Genomic DNA, 12993 nt, shown 5'->3' with positions numbered 1-12993 from the left:
CCCCGCGGTCGCCGACGGCGGTCCGGCCGGGAGCCATCTCACGCCCCGCCCGGCTCCCGGACGGCCCAGGTGGTGGGACCATGGACCCCGCCATGACTGTCCTGCCCCTGGTCTTCGACGCCCCCCGCCGCACCAAGCCGCCCCGGCACCTCGCCGACCTGACCCGCGAGGAGGCCCGCTCGGCGGTCACCGAGCTCGGTCAGCCGGCCTTCCGTGCCGACCAGCTGGCCCGGCACTTCTACGCCGGGGTCACCGACCCGGCGCTGATGACCGACCTGCCGGCCGCGTCCCGTGAGGACCTCACCGCGGCGCTGCTGCCCGGTCTGCTGACCCCGGTGCGGCACCAGTCCGCCGACGGCGGCCGCACCCGCAAGACGCTGTGGCGCCTGCACGACGGCGCCCTGGTCGAGAGCGTCCTCATGCGCTACCCCGAGCGCGCCACCGTCTGCATCTCCAGCCAGGCCGGCTGCGGGATGGCCTGCCCGTTCTGCGCCACCGGCCAGAGCGGCCTGACCCGCAACCTGTCCGCCGCCGAGATCATCGGCCAGGCGGTCGCCGCCGCCGCCGCGATGGCCAACGGCGAGATCCCGGGCGGGCCGGGCCGGCTGTCCAACGTCGTCTTCATGGGCATGGGCGAGCCGCTGGCCAACTACGCCCGCGTGCGCAAGACCCTCGACGCGCTCCTCGCGCCCGCACCGCACGGCCTCGGCCTGGCGCAGCGCTCGGTGACCGTGTCCACCGTCGGCGTCGTACCGGCGATCCGCAAGCTCACCGAGGAGGGGCTCAACGTCACCCTCGCGGTGAGCCTGCACGCCCCCGACGACGAGCTCCGCGACACGCTGGTGCCGATCAACACCCGGTGGAACGTCGAGGAGGTGCTCAGTGCCGCCGACGACTTCGCCCGGCGCACCGGCCGTCGCTACTCGATCGAGTACGCCCTGATCCGCGACATCAACGACCAGCCCTTCCGCGCCGACCTGCTCGGCAAGCTGCTGTCCAAGCGCCTCGCGCACGTCAACCTCATCCCGCTCAACCCCACGCCGGGCAGCAAGTGGGACGCCAGCCCGCTGCCGGCCCAGCGCGAGTTCGTCGCCCGGCTGCGCGCCGCGGGCGTGCCGACGACGGTCCGCGACACCCGTGGCTCGGACATCGACGGTGCCTGCGGGCAGCTCGCCGCCGCCGACCAGGTCGAGGGCATCCCGAGCATCGCGGTGCCGGTGCCCGGGATCGAGGAGGGCGTTCCGCTGGGCGGCGAGTCCGACCAGTGAGCGCCGCCCCCGGGCTGCCGTCGGCCGAGGTCGAGCCGCACACCCACGCCGACGTCTCCGGCGGCTGGTTGCGGGCCGCGGTCTTCGGGGGCATGGACGGGCTGGTCACCAACACCGCGCTGGTCGCCGGCGTGGGTGGCGGCGGCGCCGGGACCCACGCCGTCGTCCTGTCCGGGGTGGCGGGGCTGGCCGCCGGCGCCATCTCCATGGCGCTGGGTGAGTACACGTCGGTGAGCACCCAGAACGAGCAGCTCGACCTCGAGGTCGCCAAAGAGCGGCGCGAGCTGGCGACCAACCCGGTGGGGGAGCAGGAGGAGCTCGCCCAGCTGTGGCGCGAGCGCGGCCTGGACGACGATCTCGCCGAGGCCGTGGCCGCCCAGCTGTCCCGGGACCCCGAGCAGGCGCTGCGCGTGCACACGCTCAACGAGCTGGGCCTGGACCCCGAGGACAAGCCCTCGCCGATGACGGCCGCGGTGTCCTCGTTCGCCTGCTTCGCCGTCGGTGCGCTGATCCCGCTGCTGCCCTACCTGCTGGGGGCGCCGCAGCTGTGGCTGGCGTTGCTGGCCGGCGGTGCCGGGCTGGTCGTGGCCGGCGCGCTGTCGGCGCGCTTCACACCGCGCCCGTGGTGGTCGGCCGGGCTGCGGCAGCTGGTCTTCGGCGCTGTCGCCGCCGCGGCGACCTACCTGATCGGGACGGCGATCGGGGTCGGCGCCGGCTGACCGCTCAGTCGGCGCAGGACATCCCGGCTGCGCGCACCGCGTCGCTGGTGGCACGGATCGGCAGGCGGGCGATCGCGGGGGCGAGCGGCTCGCCCACGGGCAGCACCTGGATCGACCCCAGGTCCGCCCGGGCCAGCGAGGCGAGCTCGGTCATCGACGTGTCCGGGTCGACCTGGACCGCACCGGAGGCGGCCCACGCCGTCCGCTGCAGGCGCACCGGTCGCAGCAGTGAGCCACGGACCTGGGCCGCCAGCGCGGACAGGACGGTGCCCGCCGCCGACGCCCGGCCGTTGGGGTCGACCGTCGCGGGGACCCAGACGCCGTCGGCGAGGTGCTCGGGGTGGCGGGAGCGCACCATGGCCAGCGCCGTGACGCCGTCCACGTGCTGGCGCCCCGCGGTGGGCAGCTCGAGACCGGCGGGCACGTCCCGGACCGGCTCGGGGACGTCGACGTCCAGACCGCCGGCGGCGTCGACGAGCCCGGCGAACCCGGCCAGGTCCACGGTGACGAGGTGGTCGGTGGGGATGCCCAGGCTGCACAGCGCGCCCACCGTGTTGGCCGGGCCCGCGAGCCAGGTCAGGGCGAGCCGGTCGGGTCCCTCGGGTGCGCGGACCACGACGTCCCGGGGCACCGACAGCACCGTGGTGCCCTGGTCGCCCTGGTGCACGACGACGACGACGTCGGCGCGGGTCCCGGGGACGTCGGCTGCCGTGCCGAAGTCGGTCACGTCGGCACCGGCGGGCAGGTCGGTGCGGGAGTCCAGGCCGAGCAGCACCCAGGTGGTGCCGTCCTGGTCCTCGGGGCTCCCGGCGAGGGTGACGTCGAGGTGGTCGATGCGCGAGGTGATCAGGGCGACGTCGCCCAGCACGGCCAGCACGAGCACGACCAGGGCGGCGAGGGCGACCCGCACAGGGTGCCGGGGGCGGCGGAGGAGCACGGAACGCGCCGAACGCCGGCCAGGGAGTCCCTGGCCGGCGTCCGTCGTGGTGCGAGAGGTCATGCTCAGACCTGCGCAGCCCCAGCGGAGCGGCGGCGGCGGCCGATGACCATGGCGCCGGCGCCGGCGGCCAGGAGGACGCTGCCACCCATGAGCGGCATGGCGATGCTGGCACCGGTGTAGGCGAGGGCCTTGCCGTCGGCGGTCAGCTGCAGGGGCTCCTCGAAGTGGGTGCCCATGCTGCCGTCGTAGGCGAGGGTGTGGTTGCCCAGCGGCGTGCCGGCCGGGACGGTGAACTCGACGGTCACGACACCGTTGGCGTCGGCGGTGAACTCACCCAGGACGACGGGGGCCGAGTGCAGGACCACGGTGACCTTCTCGAAGGGCTTGAAGCCCTTGAGGACCTTGACGACCTTCTGGCCCGGGGCCGCGGCGTTGCCGGTGGTCTTGTCCGTGGAGGTGCTGGAGACGCCGGGGGTGTTCGGCTTGGCGCCGGGCTTAAAGTCGGCGGCCGGGGTGGTGGCGGCCGGCGTGGCGGTGGGGCTGGCGGCCGGGGTGCCCGGGGCCGGGGCGGGGGCGACGGTGCCGGCGGCCACGACGGTCAGGTCGGTGACCGGGTACTCCTGGGCCTCCTCGCCGTACTCGGTGCCACAGACGGCCTGGAGCTGGTGGGCGCCGAGGGGCGTGTCGGCCGGGAAGGACACCGAGATGCTCCAGGTGCCGTCCTCGTTCGTGTAGTCGCCGAAGACGACCTCGTCGGGGTTGTCCGACGTCGAGTCGGTGGCGATGATGACGGCGGCCGGGTTGGCCTCGTCGGTCGTCGTGCACCCGGTGCCGGAGACCTCGAACTCGGTGCCGGCGACGACGGTCGCGGGGGCGGTCGGGGCGGCCAGGGCGGCGAAGGCGGACGGCGCCAGGAACATGCTGGCGGCGGTGGCGCCGAGGGTCAGGCCGGCTGCAACAGCGGCGCGGGGGCGGGACGTGCGGCTCATCAGGTCCTCCGTGAAGTCTTTGGCGGCTCGGGCGTCCCGGCCTGCTGTGCAATGTCTATCGGCACAGACCCGTCCGAACTCAAGGAATACACAGCGACACGTCGGATGTCGCCCCAACAGTTCACAGCAGTCACACGCGCCACAGGGTGAACGGCTCAGGAGTTGTGGACTTCAGGCGCCCAGCGACGAAGCGTTGGCACAAGCAGCCACCACGGGGTCGCCCAACCGTGTCGCGGGTGCGTGCACAAGTGCCAAGAGCTGCCGGTAGTACGGCTGGTCGTCGGTGGCGCACGGGAGCACCCGGGCGCGACGCCGCCGACCCCCGCCGACCGCGAGTGCGTGGACACGCGGGCCGGTGTCGCCGGCCCGGGGTGGGCGTCCGGCCGGCTCTCGGCACACGCGGCCCTGGGACGACGAGAGGCCCGCCCCCCGGGTGGGGAGCGGGCCTCTCGTCGTACGGGCTCAGGTCAGCGCGCGCGCCAGGCGTTCTTGCGCCGGCGGATGTCCCACAGCAGCGTCACGACCAGGGTGGCCGACGCGAGGGCGAGGTAGATGTCCTCCACCCGACCCTCGTGGTTGCCCACCATGAGGGTCAGCAGGACCACGGCCAGGATCCAGCCGAAGACCCGGCCGGTCCGCCCGGCCTCGCCGTGCCAGCCCCAGTCCTCAGGACGCTCGTGGACGATCGGGGTCTCGCCCGCGCGGACGATGCCCTCCTCGCGGCCGGACTGCTCGACCACCTTGGCGCTGGTCTGGTGGCCCTGTCCCCGGCCGGTCGCATCGCTCACTGGGCATCCTCGCTCGCGGTCGTGGCCGCGTTCGCGGCGTCACTGGTGTCTCGGTGCACGGGCCGCAGCCCGTACCTGCCCATGATGACAGGCCGGGGTGTCGTGCACCCGACGGGCCGCGGGGCGGGTCTTGCGAGGATGGTGCGCACCGAGGGCACGGCACCGGCGACCGCCGCCGACCAGGGCAGCGAGGAGTGCAGATGAGCGAGCCGCGCGAGATCACCGTGCTGGGGTCGACCGGGTCGATCGGGCGGCAGGCCATCGCGGTCGCCCGGCAGAACCCCGGCCGGCTGCAGATCACCGGTCTGGCGGCCGGGGGCGGGGACGTCGCCCTGTTGGCCGAGCAGGCCCTCTCCCTGGGCGTGCGCACCGTCGCCGTCGCCCGGGCCACCGCCGCGCAGGACCTGCAGCTGGCCTTCTACGCCGCGGCCCAGCAGCGCGGCTGGGCGCAGGGCAACTACGCGCTGCCGGAGATCCTCGCCGGTCCCCGTGCCGCGGAGGAGCTCGCGGCCCGGCCGGCCGACGTCGTCCTCAACGGGATCAGCGGGTCGATCGGGCTGCGGCCGACCCTGTCGGCACTGGCGGCCGGGCGCACGGTCGCGCTGGCCAACAAGGAGTCGCTGGTGGCCGGCGGCGCGCTGGTGACCGCCGCGGCCGCGCCCGGGCAGCTGGTGCCGGTCGACTCCGAGCACTCGGCGCTGGCCCAGTGCCTGCGCGGCGGCGACCGCAGCGAGGTGGCCCGGCTCGTGCTCACCGCCAGCGGGGGCCCGTTCCGCGGCCGGACGGCCGACGAGCTGGCCGGGGTCACCCCCGAGCAGGCACTGGCCCACCCCACCTGGGACATGGGTCCGGTGGTGACCATCAACTCGGCCACCCTGGTCAACAAGGGGCTGGAGCTGATCGAGGCGCACCTGCTCTTCGACGTCCCGTACGCCGACATCGACGTGGTGGTGCACCCGCAGTCGATCGTGCACTCGATGGTCACCTTCGCCGACGGCGCGACGATCGCCCAGGCCAGCCCGCCGGACATGCGGCTGCCCATCGCCCTCGCGCTGGCCTGGCCCGAGCGGCTGCCGGTGGTCCAGCCCGCACTGGACTGGTCCACCGCCAGCACCTGGGAGTTCCAGCCGCTGGACGCCGAGGTCTTCCCGGCGGTGCGGCTCGCCCGGGAGGCCGGGGAGGCCGGTGGCGTCGTCCCGGCGCTGTACAACGCGGCCAACGAGGAGGCAGTGGCGGCCTTCACCGCCGGACACCTCTCGTTCCCAGGGATCGTGCAGGTCATCGCACGTACCCTCGACGAGGCGCCGGACCTCGGCGCCCCCACCTGCGTCGAGGACGTGCTGGCCGCCGAGAAGTGGGCCCGGGAGCACGCCCGCGCCGCCATCGCCGGGAGCTGAGTTGAGCGGGTTCCTCCTGACGGTCCTCGGGATCGTCGCCTTCGCTGTCGGCCTGCTCTTCAGCATCGGCTTCCACGAGTTCGGCCACTTCTACTGGGCGCGGAAGTTCGGCATGCGCGTGCCGCAGTTCTTCGTCGGCTTCGGCCCCACCGTGTTCTCCCGCCGGTTCGGGGAGACCGAGTTCGGCATCAAGGGCATCCCGCTCGGCGGCTTCATCCGGATCGTCGGCATGATCCCGCCGGCCGAGGAGGGCGAGAGCAAGCGCGCCACCCGGATGCGCCGCTTCATCGCCGAGGTGCGCGGGCAGGCGCTCAACGACGTCCTGCCCACCGACGCCGACCGCGTCTTCTACAAGAAGCCGTGGTGGCAGCGGGTGATCGTGATGTCCGCGGGGCCGGCGCACAACCTGGTGCTGGCCGTGGTGTTCTTCACCGTCGTCCTCGTCGGCCTGGGCACCAGTGTGATCACCACCCAGATCGACTCGATGCCGGCCTGCGTGCTGCCCGCCGGCACCACCGCCACCGACGCCGAGACCGCCTGCCAGGGACAGCCGCAGAGCCCCGCCGCCGCCGCCGGACTGCGCCCCGGCGACACCATCGTCGCCGTCGAGGGCCAGCAGCTGGACCCCACGGCCTACGACAGCTGGACGACGGTCCAGGACGCCATCCGCAGCCATCCCGGCCAGCCGGTCGCGCTCACCGTCGACCGGAGCGGCCAGCGGCTCGACCTCACCGTCACCCCGATCGCCAACACCGTCTACACCGACCTCACCGGTGAGGAGACGACGACCGCCGGCTACGTGGGCATCGCGCCGGCCCCGGGTTTCGCCCGGCAGTCGATCGGCGAGGTGCCCGGGTACTTCGGCATGGTCGTCTCGCAGTCGGTGCAGAAGCTGGTCCAGATCCCCGAGCGGGTGCCCCAGCTGTTCCGGGCGGCCTTCCTGGGGGAGGAGCGGGACCCCAACGGGCCCATCGGGGTCGTCGGCGTCGGCCGGCTGTCGGGGGAGTACTTCGCCCTCACCCAGATCAGCGCGCTGCAGAAGTTCTCCATCTTCCTGAGCCTGCTGGCCAGCGTGAACATGGTGCTGTTCCTGTTCAACCTGGTGCCGATGTACCCGCTGGACGGCGGCCACGTCGCCGGCGCCCTCTACGAGAAGGCCCGCGCCACCGTCGCCCGGCGCCGCGGCCGCCCCGACCCGGGGCCCTTCGACATCGCCCGGCTGATGCCGGTGGCCTACGTGATCGCCGGGTTGTTCATCGTGCTGTCGGGCCTGCTGCTCATCGCCGACATCGTCAACCCGATCACCCTGGGCTGAGGAAGGACCCCCTCGCCCCCCACCACTCGTCCCTCGCGGTGGGGCCCTGCGAGGGGGCCTGCCCTGCGCTCCCACCGCTCGTCTCTCGCCGAGGGGCCCTGCGAGGGGGCCCGCAGGGGAGCCGGGGGAGCTCACAGCGGTGCCGCCACCACCTGGTCGCCGGAGCGGTAGATACTGGTGGGCATGGCGATCCCCGTCAGTCTCGGCATGCCGGCTGCGCCCCCTCCCGTCCTCGCTCCCCGTCGCAAGACCCGCCAGCTCGACGTGGGCGGTGTCGGCGTGGGCAGCGACTTCCCGGTGAGCGTGCAGTCGATGACCACCACCAAGACCGCCGACATCAACGCGACGCTGCAGCAGATCGCCGAGCTGACCGCGTCCGGCTGCCAGATCGTGCGGGTCGCCGTCCCCGACACCGACGACGTCGAGGCGCTGCCGATCATCGCCAAGAAGTCGCAGATCCCGGTCATCGCCGACATCCACTTCCAGCCGCGCTACGTGTTCGCCGCGATCGACGCCGGCTGCGCCGCGGTGCGGGTGAACCCGGGCAACATCAAGAAGTTCGACGACAAGGTCGGTGAGATCGCCCGGGCCGCCAAGTACGCCGGCACCCCGATCCGGATCGGCGTCAACGCCGGCTCGCTGGACAAGCGTCTGCTGGAGAAGTACGGCAAGGCCACCCCCGAGGCGCTGGTCGAGTCCGCACTGTGGGAGGCCTCGCTGTTCGAGGAGCACGACTTCCGCGACATCAAGATCTCGGTCAAGCACAACGACCCGGTGGTCATGGTCCGCGCCTACGAGCTGCTGGCCCAGCAGTGCGACTACCCGCTGCACCTGGGCGTCACCGAGGCCGGCCCCGCCTTCCAGGGCACCATCAAGTCCGCGGTCGCCTTCGGCGCGCTGCTGTCCCAGGGCATCGGCGACACCATCCGGGTCTCCCTCTCCGCCCCGCCGGCGGAGGAGATCAAGGTCGGCAACCAGATCCTCGAGTCCCTCAACCTGCGCCAGCGCGGGCTGGAGATCGTCAGCTGCCCGTCCTGCGGCCGCGCCCAGGTCGACGTCTACAAGCTCGCCAACGACGTCACCGCCGGGCTCGAGGGCATGGAGGTGCCGCTGCGGGTGGCCGTCATGGGCTGCGTCGTCAACGGCCCGGGCGAGGCCCGCGAGGCCGACCTGGGCGTCGCCTCCGGCAACGGCAAGGGGCAGATCTTCGTCAAGGGCGAGGTCGTCAAGACCGTGCCGGAGGAGCTGATCGTGCAGACGCTGATCGAGGAGGCCAACCGCCTGGCCGCCGCGATGACCGCCGCCGAGCTGGCCACCGCCGGCGGCTCGCCGGTCGTCACCGTCTCCTGACCCGCACCTGCTGAGGTCGAGGACGGGGACCCACGTGCTGCGTTCCGTTGCCGCCCGGGTGCTCGACGCCGACGACGAGCTCGCCGTCCGCGAGCTGCTGGACACCGACCCGGTCGCGGCCTGCATGCTCGCCGGCCGGATCGAGACCCACGGGACGGCGACGTCGTCGCTCGGCGCCCCGCTGTGGGGCCTGGCCACCGGTGGCCGGCTGGACGCCGTCTGCCTGGCCGGTGCGAACCTGATCCCGTTCGCCCGGCCCGGCACGGAGCGCGTCGCAGCCGCCGCCTTCGCCGACCGGGCGCGGCGGGCCGGACGCCGCTGCTCCACCATCGTGGGGCCGGCCGCGTCGGTGCTGCCGCTGTGGGAGCTGCTCGAGCCCTGGTGGGGCCCGGCCCGCGAGGTCCGCGCCTCCCAGCCCCTGCTGGCCATCGAGGGGCCGCCGGCCGTGCTGCCCGAGCCCGCCGTCCGGCCGGTGCGGCCCGCGGAGCTCGACCTGCTGTTCCCCGCGGCCATCGCGATGTTCACCGAGGAGGTCGGGGTCAGCCCGCTGCGCGTCGACGGCGGGGCCGGCTACCGGGCCCGGGTGTCCGACCTGGTCCGCGCCGGGCAGGCGCTGGCCTGGATCCACGACGGCGAGGTGCTCTTCAAGGCCGACGTCGGCGCCGTCTCCCGGGCCGCCTGCCAGGTGCAGGGCGTGTGGGTGTCGCCGCAGCACCGGGGCCGGGGGATCGGCCAGCGCGGCACCGCCGCCGTCGTCGAGTACGCCCGCACGGCGATCGCCCCGGTCGTGAGCCTGTACGTCAACGACTACAACTCCGCCGCCCGCGCGGCCTACCAGCGGGTGGGCTTCGACCAGGTCGGCACGTTCGCCTCCGTCCTCTTCTAGAAGGACCCCCTCGCCCCCCACCACTCGCGAGCTCGTGGCGGGCCCCTGCGAGGGGGCCGGCGGGGCCGGACGCCTCGCCGTGTGCAGCGTGCGCGCCGGGCTCTGTCAGGTGCGTCTGCCAAGGTGGGGGACGTGCGCAGCCGATCCAGTTCCACCAGCAGGCGCGGGGCAGCCCGTCGGATGACGACGGCGGGCGGTGCGGCGGTCCTGGTCCTGGTGCCGCTGCTCGCCGGCTGCTCCAGCGACCCGACCGACGACGTCCGCGCGGCGGCCCAGGGCTTCCTCGACGACTGGGCCGGCGGCCGCACCGACGCCGCCGCGGCCCGCACGACCGACCCGGCCGCCGTCTCCACCCTGCTGACCCAGACGGGCACCGACCTGCCCGACGCCACCCTCACCCCCGCGCTGGGCGCGGTGACGGTCACCGACGACACCGCCACGGTGGCCTGGACGGCGGCCTGGGACCTCGCCGCGTCACCCGACTGGCGGTACGACGCCACGCTGCAGCTGCGCCAGGCCGACGACGCTTGGCAGGTGGTGGCCGCACCGACGATCGTGAACCCCGAGCTCGCCGCCGGCCAGCACCTGGAGCTGGCGCGCTCGCTGCCCGAGCGGGCCGCGCTCACCGACGGCACCGGCGCCCCGCTGTTCACCGAGACCGAGGTGGTCAACGTCGGGGTCGACAAGGCCCAGGTCACCGACCTGCCCGCGCTGTCCGCCGGGCTCGCCGCCGCGACCGGCGTCTCCGCCGAGGAGATCACCAAGGACGTCGAGGCGGCTCCCGACGGCCAGTTCGTCCCGGTCATCACGCTGCGCCGGCCGGACTTCGAGCGCATCCGCAGCCAGGTCTACGACCTGCCCGGCGCCGTCTTCCCCACCAGCACCCGGCTCCTGGCCCCCAGCTCGCGCTTCGGGACGGCGCTGCTGGGCCGGGTCGGGGACGCCACCGCCGACGTCCTGCAGGCCACCGTCGGCGACGACGGCAAGCCGGTCTACGCCCCCGGTGACCAGCTGGGCCTGTCGGGTCTGCAGCTGGCGTACCAGCAGCAGCTGGCCGGCACCCCGGGGTTCACCGTCTCGGTGGCCAGCACCGACAAGTCGATCACCGACGCCGGCCGACAGATCGGTGCCGTCGCCCCCGTGCCCGGCACCCCGGTGCAGACCACGCTGCTGCCCGCGGTGCAGAACGCCGCGGACGCGGCCGTCGCGAGCCAGCCGCTGGCCACGCACCTGGTCGTCGTCCGGCCGGGCACCGGGGAGGTCCTGGCGGTCAGCTCGAACGAGGCGGCCAACCCGACCAACGCGCTGTCCGGGCAGTTCCCGCCCGGGTCGAGCATGAAGACGATGACGGCGACGGCGCTGCTGTCGGCCGGGGCGCTCACGCCCACCTCGCCGGTGCCCTGCCCGGGGACGACGGTCGTCGAGGGCCGCGAGTTCGAGAACGAGGACCAGTTCGACCTGGGCACCGTGCCGCTGACCGAGGCCTTCGCCCAGTCCTGCAACACGACCTTCATCCAGCAGGGCCTGCAGCTGCCCGACGGCGCCCTGGCCGCGGCCGCCGCCTCCTACGGAGTGGGCAGCGACTGGCAGCTGCCGGTCGGGATCTTCAGCGGCGAGGTGCCCGCCGACGCGACCGGCACGACCAAGGCCGCCGACCAGATCGGCCAGGGCCAGGTGCTGATGAGCCCGGCGCAGCTCGCGCTCGTCGCGGCCGGCATCGCCAGCGGCACCCCCGCCGCACCGGTCGAGGTGAAGGGCGCCGCACCGGCCGGCCCGGCCCCGACCGGGCCCAGTGCGCAGGTGCTCGACGCGCTGCGGCCGATGATGCGCCAGGTGGTGCTCACCGGGACCGCCAGGGGGCTGAACGACCGGGGCGAGGTGTTCGGCAAGACCGGCACGGCCGAGTTCGGCAGCAACACCCCGCCGGACTCCCACGGCTGGTTCATGGGCTACCAGCAGGGCGGACCGCAGGGGGACCTCGCCTTCGCCGTCCTGGTCGAGGCCGGCCAGACGAGCCGGCTCGCCGTCGACGTCACCGACGCCTTCCTGGGCGGTCTCGGCGGCTGAGGCGCGACCCCGCCCCGGCCCCACGCCGGGCCGGGGCGGGCAGGCTGGCGAGGGGGCCGGTCAGGAGGCGGGCAGGCCGGGAAACGGCGTGGTCACCGGGGTGCGTCCGGCGGCGCCGCGCCAGGTGACCGCCCGTAGCTCGGCCGCCGTCAGCGTGGCGACGCCGAGCTCGCGGGTGCCCACCTCGGTGGCCTGGTCGAGGACCCACGTCCAGGCGGCGGAGGTCCCGTCCTCCAGGGTGACGGCGAGCCCGGCGGCGTCCTCGGCGGACGTCACGGGGGAGGGCAGCGCGTAGCCGCCCTCGGCGCCGACCGGCTCGACCCCCCGGGAGGTCAGCAGCTCCGCCAGCTGGTCGCGGAGGTCGCGGTGGGCCTGGCGGGCCGCACCCGCCGGCCCGCGCTGCTCCGGGGGGAGCGCGGTGCCGACCACCGCGTAGCCCCAGACGGCGGTGTGCGCGGCGGCCAGCGCGCCCTGCAGCGCGGCGTCCTCGGCCGCGGTGGGGGACGGGGCGGTGCTCGGGTCCTCAGGCACGGTGCTGGCCTCTCCGGGGGTCGACGGTGCCGGTCACGCCAGCTGCCCGGCCTGCCCCCGCAGCCCCGCGGCGAGGCTGCCCAGCAGCGCGGCCCGGGCCCCGCTGAAGGACGGGCAGGCCGTGGCGTGTGCGTCGGCTGCCGCGACCACCCGGGTGCGCAGCCACTCGCGCGCGCCCGCGGCGTCCGGGGGTGCGTCCGCGGTGGTGAGCGCGGCGGAGGCCGGTGCGGAGCTGCCGGCCCCCGCGCCCGGGGCCGCGGCCCGCAGCCGGTCCAGCTGCGCGCGGGCCTGCTCGGCGAGGCCGCTGGCGGACGTGGCCAGCTCCGGAGCGGCGGCCAGCGCCCGGTCGTACGCGGCGACCAGCTCCTCCTGCACCTGCACCTGGGCGGCCAGCTGGTCGACCTGGGCGGGGGTGACCGCGTCGGCGCGCTGCTCCGGCTCGCCGGTGCACCCGGTCGCCAGCAGCGCTGCGCCGGCGAGCGTGCCCAGCAGCAGACCCCGGCGGCTGAAGGCACCGGCGGCGGGGGAGGACGACAGCGGACCGGACATCGACGTCCATCCTGGCAGCCCCGCCGGTGCCGCGCGGGGACCGTGGCGGCACAGGTCACCCCCGCGTGGCGGGTGGGACGGGAGGTGCGGGCGGTAACCTGGCGGTCCACGCACAGTGCACCGGGGCGCAGCAGCACGCTCCCCGGTCCGCCGGGGGAGTCCCCCCGGGCCTGTCGCGGTCCAACACAACAGGA

Annotated in this window: 12 protein-coding genes; 7 read left to right on the top strand and 5 right to left on the bottom strand. The window is 74.7% G+C overall.

The window, feature by feature from the left end; genetic code table 11:
* The first annotated feature begins 92 nt into the window (after positions 1-92).
* The gene (rlmN, locus tag KUM42_RS04950) at positions 93-1268 is read left to right on the top strand and encodes a 23S rRNA (adenine(2503)-C(2))-methyltransferase RlmN (RefSeq protein WP_237495467.1); all 1176 of its coding nucleotides are present in this window, start codon (positions 93-95) and stop codon (positions 1266-1268) included.
* Positions 1265-1987, top strand: a complete 723-nt coding sequence (locus KUM42_RS04945) for a VIT1/CCC1 transporter family protein (protein WP_237495465.1) — start codon at positions 1265-1267, stop codon at positions 1985-1987. The genes rlmN and KUM42_RS04945 overlap by 4 nt, the downstream gene beginning before the upstream one ends.
* Positions 1988-1991: 4 nt before the next feature.
* Here the strand turns inward: KUM42_RS04945 and KUM42_RS04940 are convergent, their stop codons facing one another.
* The 3 genes from KUM42_RS04940 to KUM42_RS04930 all read right to left on the bottom strand — a co-directional run bounded on the left by KUM42_RS04940 (position 1992) and on the right by KUM42_RS04930 (position 4704).
* Complete coding sequence (locus KUM42_RS04940) at positions 1992-2987, bottom strand: LCP family protein (RefSeq protein WP_237495463.1); 996 nt, start codon at positions 2985-2987, stop codon at positions 1992-1994.
* A 2-nt stretch (positions 2988-2989) separates the two neighbouring features.
* Positions 2990-3916: a hypothetical protein gene (locus KUM42_RS04935; RefSeq protein WP_237495461.1), complete on the bottom strand. Its 927-nt coding sequence runs from the start codon at positions 3914-3916 to the stop codon at positions 2990-2992.
* A gap of 467 nt (positions 3917-4383) precedes the next feature.
* On the bottom strand, positions 4384-4704 hold the full coding sequence (locus tag KUM42_RS04930) for a DUF2631 domain-containing protein (protein WP_237495458.1): 321 nt from the start codon (positions 4702-4704) through the stop codon (positions 4384-4386).
* Positions 4705-4904: 200 nt separating this feature from the next.
* On the opposite strand from KUM42_RS04930, the gene dxr reads away from it, so the two are divergent.
* From dxr to KUM42_RS04905, 5 genes are all read left to right on the top strand, one after another.
* Positions 4905-6101 carry a 1-deoxy-D-xylulose-5-phosphate reductoisomerase gene (gene dxr / locus KUM42_RS04925; protein WP_237495457.1) on the top strand — a complete coding sequence of 399 codons (1197 nt, stop codon included), beginning with the start codon at positions 4905-4907 and terminating at the stop codon, positions 6099-6101.
* 1 nt (position 6102) lies between these two features.
* A complete protein-coding gene (locus KUM42_RS04920) occupies positions 6103-7416 on the top strand; it encodes an RIP metalloprotease (protein ID WP_237495456.1) in 1314 nt (437 codons plus the stop codon).
* Between the two features lie 183 nt (positions 7417-7599).
* Positions 7600-8766, top strand: a complete 1167-nt coding sequence (ispG, locus tag KUM42_RS04915; RefSeq protein WP_370629338.1) for a flavodoxin-dependent (E)-4-hydroxy-3-methylbut-2-enyl-diphosphate synthase — start codon at positions 7600-7602, stop codon at positions 8764-8766.
* 34 nt (positions 8767-8800) lie between these two features.
* Positions 8801-9652, top strand: a complete 852-nt coding sequence (locus KUM42_RS04910; protein WP_237495454.1) for a DUF4081 domain-containing GNAT family N-acetyltransferase — start codon at positions 8801-8803, stop codon at positions 9650-9652.
* Between the two features lie 180 nt (positions 9653-9832).
* Entirely contained in the window at positions 9833-11719 is a 1887-nt protein-coding gene (locus KUM42_RS04905; protein ID WP_237495452.1) for a penicillin-binding transpeptidase domain-containing protein, read from the top strand.
* Positions 11720-11779: 60 nt separating this feature from the next.
* Here KUM42_RS04905 and KUM42_RS04900 read toward each other — a convergent pair whose 3' ends face one another.
* Positions 11780-12250, bottom strand: a complete 471-nt coding sequence (locus tag KUM42_RS04900) for a ferritin-like domain-containing protein (RefSeq protein ID WP_237495450.1) — start codon at positions 12248-12250, stop codon at positions 11780-11782.
* Positions 12251-12283: 33 nt separating this feature from the next.
* The gene (locus tag KUM42_RS04895; RefSeq protein ID WP_237495448.1) at positions 12284-12799 is read right to left on the bottom strand and encodes a hypothetical protein; all 516 of its coding nucleotides are present in this window, start codon (positions 12797-12799) and stop codon (positions 12284-12286) included.
* Between the last annotated feature and the right edge of the window lie 194 nt (positions 12800-12993).

Source organism: Modestobacter sp. L9-4 (genome assembly GCF_019112525.1).
Taxonomy (GTDB): domain Bacteria; phylum Actinomycetota; class Actinomycetes; order Mycobacteriales; family Geodermatophilaceae; genus Modestobacter.
The sequence above is the reverse complement of the archived record's forward strand: the minus strand, read 5'-3'. Positions and strand labels throughout refer to the sequence as shown.